Genomic DNA, 15,222 nt, shown 5'->3' with positions numbered 1-15,222 from the left:
TTTGAAAAGCACGGTAACTCATTCTTTATACCAGACTGAAAGCAAATAAAAACGCCCACAAAAGGTTTGTGGGCGTTTTATCAAAAGTTCGGGATCGAATATTAAACTTGGAAAGATTTGATCTTCTTGTCTAGCTCACCTGCATTATTTTGCATCATTTCAGAGGTTTCTAGCAGCTCGGTAACGACAACAACTGAGGCTTCCACCAACTCACGTACATTGGTGAGGTTTTGGCTCATCTCTTCTGCAACACTGCTTTGCTGACCAGACGCCGTCGCGATCTGGAAGTTCATGTCATTGATTTGCGTCACTTGCCCAACAATACCATCGAGCTCAGATCCAGCATTAGAAACCAGCTCGTTTCCATCTGCCGCTTCCACAACGCTTTTTTCCATGAGTTCTACCGCAGATTCAGCACTGGTTTGCAGCTGTGCGATCATCTCTTGAATTTCTACCGTCGCTTGTTGTGTACGTTGGGCAAGGTTACGAACTTCATCTGCAACCACAGCAAAACCCCGCCCAGCCTCGCCAGCTCGCGCCGCTTCAATCGCCGCATTCAGTGCAAGCAGGTTGGTTTGCTCAGAAATGCCTTGAATCGTCCCTACAACGCTACCAATGGCTTCAACACGTTCTTCAACTTGGTTAACCGCTTGTGCCGATGAAGCGATATCCGACGAAAGTTCACTCATTTTCGCCATTGTACTTTGCAAGAACTGCTGACCAGAAATTGCTTGTTCGGAAGCTTGCTCTGTCAGAGAAGATGCCGTCTGGGCATGTTCCGCAACCGTTTGGACCGTCGACGACATTTCACTCATCGCCGTAGCAAGTTGATCAATTTCGTTAAACTCTTCTTGCGCCGATTCCTTCGTTTCCGACATGCTCAGTGTCATGACTTCGGTGAGCGTTGATAATTCATCAGACGCATTAATTTGCATTTGAATCACATCGTGCAATTGTCGACGTGTCTTTTCTAATTCACGTGCCACGTCTCCGTATTCATCTTTACAATCCATACCAAATGGAACAGAGAGGTTCTTGCTCGCCATCAGTTTGATCGCGTCGCTCAGATACTGTGTTTGACGCAACATCACTCTAGCCGCCGCTAATAAGAGCACGACAAAAACCACTATCAATAAGGCGGTTTGCCAAGCAACTTGCGTTAAGTATGCTTCATAATGCTGTTGGGCAACTTGAGCGTTTTGTGTCGCCGCTAAAAGTGAGTCGTAAAAAGTGTTTGCGTCCCACAGTTGTTTTGCCACGATCAGGACAGTACTGAAGACCATCAACATGACCATTTTAGGCACCAGTCGAATGTCGGATATGACCCTTTCCCATGGCTTAAATGCCAGCTTTTCCATTGTCAGTTCTCCACCGAGTCTTATATAGTCTTTATCTATAATCTTTATATTACTTATAGTTATGTTCGCGCTTTGCGTGGTTACGCGATTTATTTTGAGCTTCGTATGAAAAACAATGATATCAAAGACAGCACACGACCGATGGGCCTGTTGTCACTAATATTGTCTTTTATGGCACTATTTGTGATCTCTGGCTTGTTGTTTTTCCCGATCGATCACGAAACCCGTCAAGTTCTTATCGGTCTGGATTTCATAATCTGTAGTATTTTTCTACTACAGCTCACCATTGATTTGATCCGGTCCACAGATCGCTGGTTATTCCTTAAACGTCATTGGATAGATTTCGTGGCGAGCATCCCATTGATAGAGCCCCTGCGCTTTGCGCGTATTTTTCATATTATGCGAGTGGTATTAGTACTGCGTTCGTCAAAGTTCATTTTGCATCAGCTCAAAGAAAACCGCCGCGAAACTACGGTTGCCTCTATACTGCTATTGATGGTTATCCTCATAACGCTCGGTTCTAGTGCAATGCTGTTTATCGAAGCGAAAAACCCAGAAGCGAATATTCGCACTGGCGCCGATGCTTTGTGGTGGGTATTTGTAACGATCTCAACGGTTGGTTACGGCGATCATTATCCTGTGACCTCCATAGGAAAGTTTTTGGCTGTCATCATCATTGTTTGCGGGGTGGGTATCTTTGGTATGATCTCGGGTCTTATCACCTCTATCCTTACTGCCCCAACGAAACAACAGACGCACAGTTCAATCAATAAAGAACGTATGCTCGAGCAGCTCCTAAGCCAACAAGCGCAAATACTAGAACGACTCGATTTCATGGAAAAAGAGCTACAACAACGTAAAACAGAGACAAAAAAATAGGACCATGCGGTCCTATTTTTTTGTTCTTATCACCAGAACGATCATTCACGCCAATAAGGCTGAACTTCCACACTGATCGCTCGGGTTTGATCCATTGCATGCAAAATTGAGCGCTCTTGACGGTGCAACCAGCGTTCTAACTGCTCTTTTTCTGCGTCTTCCAGCATATCAACCAATGGGAGTAAGTGGTTCAGCATTAGCAGATCATCGATACCATGCACTAGATCCGCCCATGGTAAACGGAAGCTGTTACGCTCATCCGAGTTATACAAACTCGCGAAACCAATACCAGTATAGAGGTTACGCAATAAGCGATAACGCTGATCAACGTACTCTTGCGCCGTCAAATCGCGCTCTGCTGGGAAAGCTTCCATTAGCTCAGCCCAAGTGCGATCGAGCTGAGTAACTGAAAACGGCATGATGTTACTTGCCATTTTTTCACGTGCTTTTTCATCAAGAAATGGCTGCCAACCGCGTGCTAAGATCCAGCGGCTTAGATCCAGCAGTAACCCTGTGTAACGCGCGGAATTGAGCAACCCTAGCACTTCTTCACGGCTTGGCAACTCTTGTAACTGCTGAGTCAGCTCAGATACTAAGAACTTACGCGCATCCAACTTACGCAGCACATTGCCTTTGTCATCTAAGAGCTCTTCAAGGTGTGCATGCTCATCTAACCAACTCAGTTCTTCTTCCAACCATTTAAGCTCTTGGCGCAGAATCGCGCTCGCGCGACGAGGGACAATCCCGCCAAAGATGGTCAATGTTTGACGAATGAAACGAATGGCATTACTGATTTCACGCAGTGCTTCCACGCTGTCACGCTCAGCATAAATTTGCTCGTGATAATGCCAATGAGACAAAGCGTGCTCTAAAGAGTTGATCAAGCAAAATTCAACGGTATCCGTCGGACTACTGTCCACAAGTGCCAATGATTTTACTTCATCACCCGCATAACCGCTTGCAAGTCGATAACCTTTCGCCGCTTTGCTCAAGTTACCCAAGCGCATACCACCTTGCTCGCAAAAGCTGCGTGCCAGTGTGAATAAAGCTTCGGTTTGGCCAGACTTAAGTTCCAGTTCAACTTCGCAAATTGGCTCTTGCTTCTCTTCTTCGTCTTCACCTTTGGCTACAACTAAGCCTTGGTCAAAAGCAACTTCAATCTGACTGCCATCGGGCATGCCAATCAGCCATTGTTCACGTGTGAAGTTGGTCGAGAATAATGGCATAAGCTCGGATTGCAGCGTTTCTGCATCTTTACCTGGAGGCCAAATATCTAGAGGATGAAGCGACAGATTAGGCTCGTCGCTAGTGTGCTCAGCATTGTATTCTGGTCTTTGATGTAAGCCTGCGACGACGCGTCCTGCTGTCTTTACGGTTTGGACGAATACATCATCAAAACGGCGAATTCTTAAACCAATGTCGTGCTTTCGAAGCCATTTATCGGCAGTATCAAAATAGGTGTTACCCAAGTCACGACAACTATGCTGAAGTACTTTTGTCTCAGAAATTTTTTCTTTTAAAGTTTCTGAAAATTCAGGAGAAACAAAAAACTTCAGTTCTATTTCGGTTTCCATAGCTATACCTTTCAAAGCAGATAGAAACAGGATATTGCGTAATTTCTCACACGGCAAGAGAGAAATATCGCCGGATTGATGATCTAAAACAGTTTTAATGAGCGATTTAATGCGTTACCATGCGCGCCTTTATAGCCATCGTTCAACATTTCGCCAAGCACTCAGAAATGGTGTATGTTTTTTTAAGGTTATAGTTATTAGGTTGAATGACCATGCCAGTAAATACAATTATGGGGTTATTTGCAAAGTCCCCAATTAAGCCTTTGCAACGCCACGTTGTGTGTGTCAACGAATGTTGTTCACACTTGGTGAAATTCTTTGAAGTATCTTCAAAGGGTGATTGGGAAAAAGCAGCAGAAATCCGTGCACAAATTTCTCACCTAGAGAAAGAAGCGGATGTGCTGAAACGTGAAATCCGTCTAAAACTGCCTCGCGGTTTGTTCATGCCAGTCGACCGTACTGACATGCTTGAGCTTTTGACTCAACAGGACAAACTTGCAAACCTGGCAAAAGACATTGCTGGCCGTGTATATGGTCGTCAACTTGTCATCCCTGAGGCTCTCCAACCAAACTTCCTCGCTTACGTTCAACGTTGTCTTGATGCTGCCGATCAGGCGCAAAAGGTAATCAATGAACTTGATGAATTGCTAGAAACCGGCTTCAAAGGCCGTGAAGTGACGCTCGTCGCTGAAATGATTCATCAATTAGACGTTATCGAAGATGATACCGATGCCATGCAGATTGAACTTCGCCAACAGTTGATGGTGATTGAAGCTGACATGAACCCTATCGATGTCATGTTCCTATACAAGATTCTTGAATGGGTAGGTGGTATTGCCGACCAAGCGCAGCGCGTAGGTGCTCGTTTGGAAGTCATGCTATCTCGATCTTAAAACATAAAGTTAACGACATAACGAAGAGCATAATTAACACGTGTCATAGGGACGATGACTATTTTCATCGTCTTATGGTTTGGCGCGCGTAAAATTTTGTTCCGCTTGTTATAAAACAACTAGGTATTACGATGGATATCCTTGCGAACTACGGCACTGTCCTGATTATTGTTGCAGCGATTTTTGGTTTCATGATGGCGATTGGTATTGGCGCGAACGACGTTGCTAATGCGATGGGTACATCTGTAGGTTCAAAAGCGCTAACTGTAAAACAAGCTATCATCATTGCGATGATCTTCGAATTTGCAGGTGCTTACCTTGCAGGCGGTGAAGTAACCGACACTATCCGTAAAGGTGTAATCGAAACTTCTTTATTTGCTAGTCAACCAGATGTTCTTGTCTACGGCATGATGTCTGCGCTTTTAGCAGCAGGTACATGGCTGCTTCTTGCTTCTTACATGGGCTGGCCAGTATCAACGACTCACTCAATCATCGGTGCAATCATTGGTTTTGCATGCGTATCAGTAGGTACTGAAGCGGTTGACTGGGGCAGCGTTCAAGGCATTGTTGGTAGCTGGATTATTACGCCAGTGATTTCAGGTTTCTTTGCTTACGTTATCTTTGTCAGCGCACAGCGCCTGATTTTTGATACTGAGAACCCTCTGTTTAACGCAAAACGTTTTGTACCTGTTTACATGTTCATCACAACAATGGTGATTGCACTTGTAACCATCAAAAAAGGTCTAAAACACGTTGGTCTTCACCTGACCAATGGTGAAGCCTGGATGTGGGCAGCAGCAGTTTCAGCACTTGTGATGATTGGCGGCTACGTATACATCCAGAAAAAATTCGCTAATCGCGAAGAAGACCGCAGCTTTTCTGGCGTGGAAGGTATCTTCAGCGTTCTGATGGTTATCACCGCTTGTGCGATGGCATTTGCACACGGTTCAAACGACGTTGCAAACGCCATTGGTCCACTGTCTGCTGTCGTATCGACTGTTGAACACATGGGCGAAATCAGCACGAAAAGCACCATCGCTTGGTGGATTCTACCTCTTGGTGGTATTGGTATCGTGGTCGGTCTTGCAACACTAGGTCACAAAGTAATGGCAACCGTTGGTACAGGCATCACTGAGCTAACGCCTAGCCGCGGTTTTGCAGCACAGCTAGCAACAGCATGTACGGTAGTTCTAGCGTCTGGTACAGGCCTGCCAATTTCAACCACTCAAACATTGGTTGGTGCGGTTCTCGGTGTTGGCTTTGCTCGTGGTATCGCAGCACTGAACCTAGGAGTAGTTCGTAACATCGTGGCATCATGGATCGTTACACTACCAGCGGGTGCGTTATTGGCCGTAGTATTCTTCTACGGACTTCAAGCGATGTTCGCTTAAGACACTCGTCAATAGAATGTAAGCGCTTTGTCATTATTGACTCAAACGCACAGAAAGGGAGGCTTTGCCTCCCTTCTTTGTTGCACCGAGGTTTGAAACTGCATACTATTCGTCTATTTCCGGCTCCAATCATTCGGTGCCAACGCTGTCTCCAAGAAAAATCGTTAAGGGATTTACTGTGAAAAAACTAATCATCACGGTTTTGTTTACTTTGCTAGCAGCGCCAGCGGCCCTAGCAGCAGACCGTTATATTTCTGATGACCTCTTCACTTTTATGCATTCAGGTCCAAATAACACCTACCGTATTATTGGTAGTGTTAACGCCGGTTCTAAAGTACAACTGATTAAAACCAACCGAGATACTGGCTATACGCAAGTTCGTGATGACCGTGGTCGCACTGGTTGGGTACAAAGCAAGTTTGTGACAAACCAAGAGAGCATGGCAATTCGCCTTCCTCGCATTGAGAAAGAGCTAGCCGAAGTAAAAGAGCAGCTTGCTAATGCTCGTCAAACTTCTGATGCAGAGAAAGCCGGTCTTGTTACCTCTCTCGAAACACGTAACCAACAAATTTCAGATCTAGAAAATAAATACTCTGAGATCAGCGATCAGCTTACTTCTGTTGAAACAGAAAACCGCGAGCTACGCGCAAAACTGGATACTCAAAAAGATGACATGCTGCTTAAGTACTTCACTTATGGCGGCGGTGTCGCAGGTTTAGGTTTACTATTTGGTTTGATTCTTCCGCATGTCATGCCTCGTAGAAAGCGCTCTCCTGCGGGTTGGGCATAAACCCTCACGCTTTTATCTTTAAAAAGAACGCAAAAGCCAGTCGATATCGACTGGCTTTTTAGTTTGCTTCGTTTGACAGAAGTAAGTACTACTCCCCCATTGAACTAGAGGCTCGACGACGATCCGTTGCGCCATAAAGCTTGCCATCTTTTAGCTCAATTGCATTCAAACCGCTTACCACTGGAATAACGTGCACTGGGTAGCCAAGCTCCATAAACTCAGGCACCAACATTTCTGAGAACGTTTTCTTTTCCACCAGCAAACCAGTCGGGTCATAAGACTTGGTGCGGTCTATCTTAGTGCCATACTGGATGTTTGGTAAGTCAATAGCCTCTTGCGCTGATAAATTCCAATCCAGCACCCCAACCACGGTTTTGAGTACATACCCCGGGATTTGTGAACTACCTGGTGACCCAACCACCAAACGCAAGTTATCATCACTGTCCATCACCATTAATGGCGTAATAGCCGAACGTGGACGCTTGCCCGCTTCAATTGAGTTTTGCGTAGGCTTGCCGTTAACCGTTGGCTGAGGTGAGAAGTTAGCCATCTGCGCATTCAAGATAACGCCATCGACCATCACACCCGAGCCCATACCCGTGCCAACGGTGCTGGTCATCGCAATTGCATTTCCATCTCTATCGACGATAGAAATATGCCCTGTATCTTTGCTCTCGAAGCCTTGATATTGCGCATACTGAGTTTGCGTTATCTGTCCTGCTTTTGGATCCTCTTTTAAAGTGCCATTATCAGGGATTAAATCACGTCTCTGATCTAGATAGGCTTTAGACAACAACTGTTCAACTGGCGTTTCCACATAATCCGGATCTCCGGCATACGCAATACGATCGGCTTTTGCAATTCGCATCGCTTCAGTCATGAGACGCCAAGGTTCCACATCCGTTTTCGCCATATGGGCAATGTCATAGGGTGCGAGCAGTTCAAGACTCTGAGCGACCATCACACCGCCCGAAGCTGGGTAACCAAAAGAGACGATTTTATTCCCACGGTAGTCGCTCTCAATGATGTCACGCTGCTTCACTTGGTAATGTTTAAAATCTTCTAAAGACAACTTCTCGTGTTGGTCATCAATACGACTATTAACCGTCTCTACGATGTGCTGACCAAGCTCACCACCATAAAGGTAACGATCGCCTTGTTGCGCGATCTTCCTCAGCGTCTCAGCCATCTTAGGGTTCTTCATCAAGGTTCCCGTCGGCTTAATATCGTCCCCTTGCCAATACAAGGCTTTCACTTCCGGATCTTGCTCAAGTCGGCTTTGCTCTCTTACTACGATGTCGTAGGTGTAGCTGTTCATCGCGTACCCATTGCTCGCCAATGTAATCGCCGGCTTAATCAGCTCTGCCCATGGCAACTTGCCATATTGTTCATGAGTGGTGTAAAGCAACCGCAATGTGCCCGGAACCGCAACAGAACGAGGGCCTAATATTTCGTTGCGACTGAGTACTTCCCCATTCTCAACAAACATTTCAGGGTTCGCGCTAGAGGGCGCTTCATCTCGACCATCAAGGGCCAGAAATTTTTTCTCGTCATGTTGATAAAACAGCGCGAAAGTCCCGCCGCCAATTCCGGTCATATCTGGCTCAACGACAGACATCACCATCTGCATCGCGACCATAGCATCAACAGCATTACCGCCTTCTTTCAATATTGAGTAACCGGTACTGCTCACGTAAGGATTCGTCGCACTGACCATGAAATCTTGCCCGCGACTATCTGGTGTAACTGGGAATGGGTCTGGCTTTGCTGCATAGCTTGTCGATGCAACAATGCTTAAAGAAAAAATCAGAATACGCATGTGTCTCTGTTTAGACTCCTATTATGTGATGGGGTCTAACGTGGACCAAGTCATTACTCCGAAGTTCGTGAAGATGGTGTCTTTTTACACAACGTTGACTGGAATCGCGCTATCAATAGATGAATGATATTGGTGCTATTTAAACGACTGAGAAAAGCTATATTTTGCTTGTTTGAGTATCTAAAAATCATCACCAGAATAGATGCAAAAGATGCTCTGAAAAATAAAAAGCCAGCGATATGATTTCGCTGGCTTGATGTGTTTCTACAAGAGTTACCCTTTCCACTCATACAACGCTGGTATACGAATTTGCTCACCTTGGAACTCAACAATCACAGCTTGCGGTTGTATTTCTCTTAGAGTGACCTGATCATCAACGACATCCCCTTGATGATATTCAATATTGTTAATTTTCACCCAACGGCGATTTTCATCACTAGCGTACATATGGGTTTGCAAATTAAGCGCAGGTAGACGCCCTTGCCACTGGTGAGCGTTGCGCTCTAAATCGTTCACGCGTGCCGTTTGTGATGAAGAATTGTCATCATCTCGGGATAAGGCATTTTCGACCTTCCTAGCTAAATCAGGAGATAATGAGGATAAATCCAGATCATCCAAAGACAACCCGAGGTCCTCTTCAGCAGCAGAAGTCGCTTGGGTTGATGCTGAGTTGCGTGTTTCATCTCTGCTTGGTGTATGGCTCGTGTATTCATCGGGGGTGGTAAATGTACCAAAATCACGCGATAGCTCTGCACTTGGCCACTCTCTTGGCAATTGGGCCAACTGGGTGTTCTCTGGATAGTCTAATACTTTGAAAGGTGATACCACTTCGACCTTTTCTATCGGGGACGTTGTATCTACTTCAGCACTCGGTGCAAAGAGATCTAAGTACCAAGCGACTCCGATAGCAGAAGCAGTGATTGGCAGCAAGAACAGACCTATATGTTTCACAGCTGACATTATGCGTCCTCCTTCTCGATTCTCGCCAGTTGAGGCGCATCTGGCTGAACATTTTGCTGAAGTCGGTCTAGCGTTCGCTTACCTGCAATACCATCGACACCAATTCCTTGCCAACGTTGAAATAACTCGACTCGCTCTTTCATCGCACCATCAAAAATAGACGTTTCAAGCAGTGGCTCACTCACCGCTTCTGCTAATAATCGGTCTAATACTTCAATCGCAGGGCCTTCCATGTCTAAACGTAATGTTTCATTCAGCGGAGCATGCCACAGTTCGATAATATTGCCCTGCCACAACGGCTTTAGCCACGAAACTGGCAGACGGAGACGCTGCTTACCATTGAGCACTTCAGCTTGATCATTACCGACGGCATATAGAATGACATACCCAACATCACCTTGATAATTCAACTCCAAGATCACAGGGCGATTTTGTTGCATCAACAGCGGCCAAGTCGCCATTTTACGCTCACAACGCATAGTCGACTGCGGTTCTGACAAACAAAGATTATCGCGAACCGATGCTTGATACCCCCACAAACGATACAAATCATTTACAGCGAGGTTCGACTGTTTTTGTGTTAACAATAAATCACGCTGCTCATCCGTTAACTGTTGGCTGACGACGGTTGGTGTTGGCTCTACTCTTGGCTCCGTCACTTGTGTCAACACTGACGTCGCTTGAGCTGGCATATAATTCACGACCGCCCACCCCGTACTTAATGCAGCAATAAGGCCTACCGTGACTGAGCCCCAAGCAGGCCAACGGAAAGTCCGGCGCTCTTTTTTATCTTGCTGATAAATATCTGCCTGAAACTGCATCACCTCTTCACAGGCCTGCTGAACGGTTTGCTTATCCACCACCACATTACCCTGGTGATAACTAATGTTGAGGGATTTGTCACAGATAAGGTTGATGAGCCGCGGTATACCGTGACTGTATTTGGCTATAAGTTTACAAGAAGCACGATTAAACAGTTGCTGGTTGCCACCTGCTGTATGTAGTCGAAATGCGATGTAATCTTCTGTCTCTTTTTCATCCAACGGCAACAGGTGATAACGCCCAGTAATACGCTGGGCAAGTTGGCGTAGTTGTGTTGTTTGTAATAACCGCTGCAATTCAGGCTGCCCGACCAACAACACTTTGAGCAGTTTTCTGGTATCGGTTTCCAAGTTGGTCAACAAGCGCAACTGCTCTAGAACGTCGGCAGCAAGGTGTTGAGCCTCATCAATGACCAGCAATGTCTGCCAGCCTGAACGATAATTACGCAGCAAATATTGATGGATAACCTGGTTTAGCTGTTTGAGGTTTGCGTCTGGCGGATAGGTGATTTTGAACTCATCACAAATGGCTTCGAGCAAATCTCTACTCGAAAACGTGGGATTGAGGATAAGACCCGCTTTGGTGTTATCACCCAAATTCGCCAGCATCGCTTTTGCGACGGTCGTTTTGCCTGTACCTACTTCGCCAGTAAGCATAGCAAAACCACCGCCATCGCCTAGCCCGGCTTGGAGATGTGTGATTGCCTCTTTGTGACGTTGGCTTAAATACAAATAACGTGAGTTTGGAACAATCGAAAATGGTTGTTCGACAAACCCAAAAAAGTCCTTATACATTAGGCTCTCCAGCTAAAAAACCACCTGAGAATAGTCAGATATAATATAAACATAGCCGCATCTACTCTCGGGAGTAAAGAAAAGTACCATTGCTTGCTACAATGTCCAACGGCATATCCATAAATTAAGAGGTAATTCGTGCAAGTTTATTTAGTAGGTGGCGCAGTTCGAGATAAATTGCTCGGAATTGATAGTTATGACAATGATTGGGTGGTCGTAGGCGCGACGCCTGAGATGATGTTGTCCCAAGGGTACACCGCCGTTGGTAAAGACTTTCCTGTATTTCTGCATCCCAAAAGTAAAGAAGAACATGCCCTTGCACGAACAGAGAGAAAGTCAGGTTCTGGTTACACTGGTTTTGAATGTTTCTTCGATCAAAACGTCACCTTAGAAGAAGATTTGATACGTCGTGATTTAACCATTAACGCGATGGCAATGGAGAGTGATGGCACGATCCATGACCCATATGGTGGCCAGCAAGATCTCAACGATAAACTGCTACGCCATGTATCAGACGCCTTTATTGAAGACCCTCTACGCGTTTTACGTGTCGCTCGCTTCGCTGCAAAGCTTGCTGATCTAAACTTTACGGTTGCCGACGAAACTATGCGGTTAATGCGTCACATGGCAGAGTCTGGAGAGCTGAGCACACTGACTCCCGAGCGTGTTTGGCAAGAATGGCATAAATCTCTCTCTACTCCTCGCCCTGATATTTTCTTATCGGTTCTACGAGACTGTGGTGCATTAACCGTGGTGTTACCTGAAATTGATGCACTATTTGGCGTACCTCAACCTGAGAAGTGGCATCCAGAAATCGATACTGGCATCCATACTTTGATGGTGGCAGAGCAAGCCGCAAAATTGAGTAACTCACTCCCCGTCAGGTTTGCCGCCCAAGTGCATGACTTGGGTAAAGGCGTGACGCCAGAGAGCGAATGGCCAAGCCACAAAATGCATTGCCATACAGGATTAAAACTGATCAAAAAGCTGTGCGAACGTGTCCGGGTACCAAATGAGTTTCGTGATTTAGCCTTGATGGTGTGCGAACAGCATTCCAATATTCATCGCGCGGCTGAACTTAAACCACAAACCATAATTAAAATACTCAATAAGCTCGATGTGTGGCGTAAGTCCGAACGTCTGCAAGATATCTTGCTTTGCTGCCAAGCGGATCACGCTGGTCGTAAAGGACTGGAAACGCAACCATATCCACAGGCGGATATTTTTAGGCAAGCCTACCAAGCAGCAGCGGCAGTTGACGTTCAAATCATAATCAAAGAGGGCTTTAAAGGCCCTGCGATTCGTGACGAGCAAGAAAAACGACGTATTGAAGCAGTGAAAGCAGCACTTAAGAAGTAACGAACAAACAAAAACGCCCGCGGATTTCGCGGGCGTTTTTCGTTAGCATCAATTATGCACTTAATAGAAAAGCGAACAAACCGACGCCCAAAATCAGACGGTAAATCACAAACGGTGTCATGCCCATGCGTGAAATCATCTTCAAGAAGAAGTGGATACAGATGTACGCACTGATAAACGATGTGATAATGCCAGTCATTAAGAAACCAACATGGACAGGTTCACCACTGGTCACTAACTTCATACCTAAGTAGCTACCAGCTAATGTAATGATTGGGATCGACATTAAAAATGAAAAGCGGGCAGCCGCTTCTCGAGTAAAGCCAAGGTAAAGCGCTGCTGTAATGGTCGCCCCTGAGCGTGAAGTTCCAGGAATCATCGCTAAGGCTTGGGCAATACCGATAAATACAGCTTTCTTCCAACCCGTTTGGTATTCATCGGCAACGAGTTCAGCGTTTTTGTCTACCCACCATAGCAACAAGCCAAATACGATCGTGGTAGTCGCGATGACGTAAGCGCTACGTAGATACACTTCAATGATGTCTTTCATCAATAGACCGAACACACAAGCTGGAATCGTCGCAATCACGATCATCCAAGCCAATTTAGCTTCTTTACTGCGATCTCCTTTAAAGATCGAAGCAAATAACGCTTGAAACAAAGTGATTACTTCATGACGAAAATAGATCACGACAGCCATTAATGTACCGACGTGAACAGCAACATCAAAGGCTAGACCTTGGTCTTCCCATCCTAAAATAGCGGAAGGTAGGATCAAATGGGCAGAGCTTGAGATAGGCAAAAACTCTGTCAGCCCCTGAATCAGAGCCAAAATAAAGGCTTCAAAATAACTCATGTAAACAACTCAAATTAAAAATGAAAGGAAACGGGTTTGAGCGAATCGACTGGCTGCATAGCATGCCAAATGTCTGCGACTGTGCGTCCATCGCCTGGGATCACTAATTGCGGTTCGAGATCATACAGCGGCTTTGTGACAAAAGGATATTTGTAGATATCACTGCGAGGTAGCTCAGGTTTTTTCTTGGAGACGCGCTCACCGAACAACACTATATCGAGATCCAGTGTTCGATCCTGATACTTTTGCGCGTTTTCTTCGCGTCCCCACTTAAATTCAATCTCGCGTAGTTGATGGCTCAACTCTTCTAATGACAACTCGGTACGCATTGCAACGACAAAGTTGTAGAAATTCTTGCTGCTAAAACCAATAGGTTCGCATTCATATATCGGTGATACGAGGAGATTTTCTCCAAGCCGTTGCAGCTCCTGATACGCAGCAAGCACATGTTGCTCTCTTTCTACGTTCGTCCCAACACCGATATAAGTGGTGATCATGCTCGGCCTCGCTCAATCACCACACCAACAGCACGTGCTTGCGGCACGGCGCCAGGCTTCGCTAGGCGGATTTTCACCCAAGGCACAGAGAAACGCTGCATGATAAGCTCTGCTACTTCTTCAGCCACGCGCTCGACCAGTAAGAAACGACCATTTTCAATGTGGTTAAGTACCGCCTCACTCACCTGCGAATAATCCAGTGCATCTTGCACATCATCACTTTTGCCCGCAGGTTTATTATCGTGTGCCATTTCAATATCTAGAACCAACTTTTGTTTGATTTGTTGTTCCCAGTCGTACACGCCAATGGTGGTGATTACTTCTAACTGTTCAATAAAAACTTTATCCAGAGCCATCTTATGTCCTTCTATTACAGAGGTCGGATACCCGTGAGGGGTAATTTGATCGTAGTATTCTATACCTAAGTAACATTTACTTTGGTCATCACAATGTTACTTAGGTATAAACTGCGAAAGCATCTTTATATACAAGAAATCACATAATGCAAGCTCTATCACAGTGAGGATTTCTGCATTATGTAAATTCGGGGTATGATAGCAACTACGCGGGAACCGAGCATTAAATTCCAATCCATCAAGGACTTCTATGGACGCACTGGCACTGATAATGACAATGGCCGCCTATTTATTAGGTTCGGTTTCCAGTGCGGTTTTGATCTGTCGACTCTTAAAACTGCCAGACCCACGCAGTGTGGGATCTAACAATCCTGGAGCAACGAACGTATTGCGTATTGGCGGACGAGGAGCCGCTGTTTCAGTCTTGTTGTGCGATATGCTCAAAGGCACTATCCCCGTGTGGGGCGGATACTTTCTTGGTATCGACCCTATCATTCTTGGCGTCATCGCCATTGCTGCCTGTCTTGGCCACATGTACCCCATCTTTTTCCACTTTAAAGGCGGAAAAGGTGTCGCAACCGCGCTTGGCGCTATCGCTCCGATTGGTTTGGACTTAACAGGATTGGTAATGTTAACTTGGCTGTCAGTAGCCGCGCTATTCCGCTATTCATCCTTAGCGGCTCTCGTCACGGTTTTGGTCACTCCGTTTTATACTTGGATGTTTAAACCGCAATACACGTTACCTGTTGCTATGCTGTGCTGCTTAATCGTATTTAAGCATCATCAAAATATTCGTCGGCTTTTGTCTGGCGACGAGCCAAAAATCGGCGAGAAAAAACTGACACAAAAAAACTCGGCTTAATGCCGAGTTTTT

14 protein-coding genes are annotated in these 15,222 nt (G+C 45.7%); 6 read left to right on the top strand and 8 right to left on the bottom strand.

The genetic code is table 11. The features are described 5' to 3' along the window. Positions 1-101: 101 nt before the first annotated feature. Positions 102-1,358 carry a methyl-accepting chemotaxis protein gene (locus R7M72_RS20145; protein ID WP_318056299.1) on the bottom strand — a complete coding sequence of 419 codons (1,257 nt, stop codon included), beginning with the start codon at positions 1,356-1,358 and terminating at the stop codon, positions 102-104. A 105-nt stretch (positions 1,359-1,463) separates the two neighbouring features. Between R7M72_RS20145 and R7M72_RS20140 the strand changes: the two genes are divergently transcribed. Continuing rightward, a complete protein-coding gene (locus R7M72_RS20140; protein ID WP_005387432.1) occupies positions 1,464-2,237 on the top strand; it encodes a potassium channel family protein in 774 nt (257 codons plus the stop codon). 41 nt (positions 2,238-2,278) lie between these two features. On the opposite strand, the gene R7M72_RS20135 is transcribed toward R7M72_RS20140, so the two are convergent. After that, on the bottom strand, positions 2,279-3,811 hold the full coding sequence (locus R7M72_RS20135; RefSeq protein WP_005379894.1) for an inorganic triphosphatase: 1,533 nt from the start codon (positions 3,809-3,811) through the stop codon (positions 2,279-2,281). A gap of 212 nt (positions 3,812-4,023) precedes the next feature. Between R7M72_RS20135 and R7M72_RS20130 the strand changes: the two genes are divergently transcribed. From R7M72_RS20130 to R7M72_RS20120, 3 genes are all read left to right on the top strand, one after another. Further along, positions 4,024-4,704, top strand: coding sequence for a TIGR00153 family protein (locus R7M72_RS20130; protein ID WP_005379896.1), 681 nt, complete (start codon positions 4,024-4,026; stop codon positions 4,702-4,704). A gap of 131 nt (positions 4,705-4,835) precedes the next feature. Further along, positions 4,836-6,095 carry an inorganic phosphate transporter gene (locus tag R7M72_RS20125; protein ID WP_005379898.1) on the top strand — a complete coding sequence of 420 codons (1,260 nt, stop codon included), beginning with the start codon at positions 4,836-4,838 and terminating at the stop codon, positions 6,093-6,095. 178 nt (positions 6,096-6,273) lie between these two features. Then, complete coding sequence (locus tag R7M72_RS20120; protein ID WP_005379900.1) at positions 6,274-6,885, top strand: TIGR04211 family SH3 domain-containing protein; 612 nt, start codon at positions 6,274-6,276, stop codon at positions 6,883-6,885. 88 nt (positions 6,886-6,973) lie between these two features. Here the strand turns inward: R7M72_RS20120 and ggt are convergent, their stop codons facing one another. The 3 genes from ggt to R7M72_RS20105 all read right to left on the bottom strand — a co-directional run bounded on the left by ggt (position 6,974) and on the right by R7M72_RS20105 (position 11,280). Continuing rightward, positions 6,974-8,704 carry a gamma-glutamyltransferase gene (gene ggt, locus R7M72_RS20115; protein ID WP_182015954.1) on the bottom strand — a complete coding sequence of 577 codons (1,731 nt, stop codon included), beginning with the start codon at positions 8,702-8,704 and terminating at the stop codon, positions 6,974-6,976. Positions 8,705-8,977: 273 nt separating this feature from the next. Further along, complete coding sequence (locus tag R7M72_RS20110) at positions 8,978-9,664, bottom strand: general secretion pathway protein GspB (RefSeq protein ID WP_182015955.1); 687 nt, start codon at positions 9,662-9,664, stop codon at positions 8,978-8,980. Continuing rightward, a complete protein-coding gene (locus R7M72_RS20105) occupies positions 9,664-11,280 on the bottom strand; it encodes an ExeA family protein (protein ID WP_193837544.1) in 1,617 nt (538 codons plus the stop codon). The genes R7M72_RS20110 and R7M72_RS20105 overlap by 1 nt, the downstream gene beginning before the upstream one ends. 138 nt (positions 11,281-11,418) lie before the next feature. Between R7M72_RS20105 and R7M72_RS20100 the strand changes: the two genes are divergently transcribed. Continuing rightward, positions 11,419-12,639, top strand: a complete 1,221-nt coding sequence (locus R7M72_RS20100; protein WP_213898502.1) for a multifunctional CCA addition/repair protein — start codon at positions 11,419-11,421, stop codon at positions 12,637-12,639. 52 nt (positions 12,640-12,691) lie between these two features. Here the strand turns inward: R7M72_RS20100 and R7M72_RS20095 are convergent, their stop codons facing one another. The 3 genes from R7M72_RS20095 to folB are packed head-to-tail and all read right to left on the bottom strand — an operon-like array spanning position 12,692 to position 14,348. Then, complete coding sequence (locus tag R7M72_RS20095; protein ID WP_053304328.1) at positions 12,692-13,495, bottom strand: undecaprenyl-diphosphate phosphatase; 804 nt, start codon at positions 13,493-13,495, stop codon at positions 12,692-12,694. Between the two features lie 14 nt (positions 13,496-13,509). Beyond that, the gene (gene folK, locus R7M72_RS20090; protein ID WP_005387457.1) at positions 13,510-13,992 is read right to left on the bottom strand and encodes a 2-amino-4-hydroxy-6-hydroxymethyldihydropteridine diphosphokinase; all 483 of its coding nucleotides are present in this window, start codon (positions 13,990-13,992) and stop codon (positions 13,510-13,512) included. Next, the gene (gene folB, locus R7M72_RS20085; RefSeq protein ID WP_005387458.1) at positions 13,989-14,348 is read right to left on the bottom strand and encodes a bifunctional dihydroneopterin aldolase/7,8-dihydroneopterin epimerase; all 360 of its coding nucleotides are present in this window, start codon (positions 14,346-14,348) and stop codon (positions 13,989-13,991) included. Before folB ends, folK begins: the two co-directional genes overlap by 4 nt. A gap of 250 nt (positions 14,349-14,598) precedes the next feature. On the opposite strand from folB, the gene plsY reads away from it, so the two are divergent. Further along, positions 14,599-15,210: a glycerol-3-phosphate 1-O-acyltransferase PlsY gene (gene plsY / locus R7M72_RS20080; RefSeq protein WP_005379857.1), complete on the top strand. Its 612-nt coding sequence runs from the start codon at positions 14,599-14,601 to the stop codon at positions 15,208-15,210. The last annotated feature ends 12 nt before the right edge of the window (positions 15,211-15,222 follow it).

It is taken from the genome of Vibrio sp. YT-18 (genome assembly GCF_033337345.1).
Classification (GTDB): Bacteria; Pseudomonadota; Gammaproteobacteria; order Enterobacterales; family Vibrionaceae; genus Vibrio; species Vibrio alginolyticus.
The sequence above is the reverse complement of the archived record's forward strand: the minus strand, read 5'-3'. Positions and strand labels throughout refer to the sequence as shown.

Coding starts and splice junctions, on each gene's coding strand:
- R7M72_RS20145 (WP_318056299.1), bottom strand. CDS start 1,358: ATGGAAAAGCTGGCATTTAAGCCATGGGAAAGGGTCATATCCGACATT.
- R7M72_RS20140 (WP_005387432.1), top strand. CDS start 1,464: ATGAAAAACAATGATATCAAAGACAGCACACGACCGATGGGCCTGTTG.
- R7M72_RS20135 (WP_005379894.1), bottom strand. CDS start 3,811: ATGGAAACCGAAATAGAACTGAAGTTTTTTGTTTCTCCTGAATTTTCA.
- R7M72_RS20130 (WP_005379896.1), top strand. CDS start 4,024: ATGCCAGTAAATACAATTATGGGGTTATTTGCAAAGTCCCCAATTAAG.
- R7M72_RS20125 (WP_005379898.1), top strand. CDS start 4,836: ATGGATATCCTTGCGAACTACGGCACTGTCCTGATTATTGTTGCAGCG.
- ggt (WP_182015954.1), bottom strand. CDS start 8,704: ATGCGTATTCTGATTTTTTCTTTAAGCATTGTTGCATCGACAAGCTAT.
- R7M72_RS20110 (WP_182015955.1), bottom strand. CDS start 9,664: ATGTCAGCTGTGAAACATATAGGTCTGTTCTTGCTGCCAATCACTGCT.
- R7M72_RS20105 (WP_193837544.1), bottom strand. CDS start 11,280: ATGTATAAGGACTTTTTTGGGTTTGTCGAACAACCATTTTCGATTGTT.
- R7M72_RS20095 (WP_053304328.1), bottom strand. CDS start 13,495: ATGAGTTATTTTGAAGCCTTTATTTTGGCTCTGATTCAGGGGCTGACA.
- folK (WP_005387457.1), bottom strand. CDS start 13,992: ATGATCACCACTTATATCGGTGTTGGGACGAACGTAGAAAGAGAGCAA.
- folB (WP_005387458.1), bottom strand. CDS start 14,348: ATGGCTCTGGATAAAGTTTTTATTGAACAGTTAGAAGTAATCACCACC.
- plsY (WP_005379857.1), top strand. CDS start 14,599: ATGGACGCACTGGCACTGATAATGACAATGGCCGCCTATTTATTAGGT.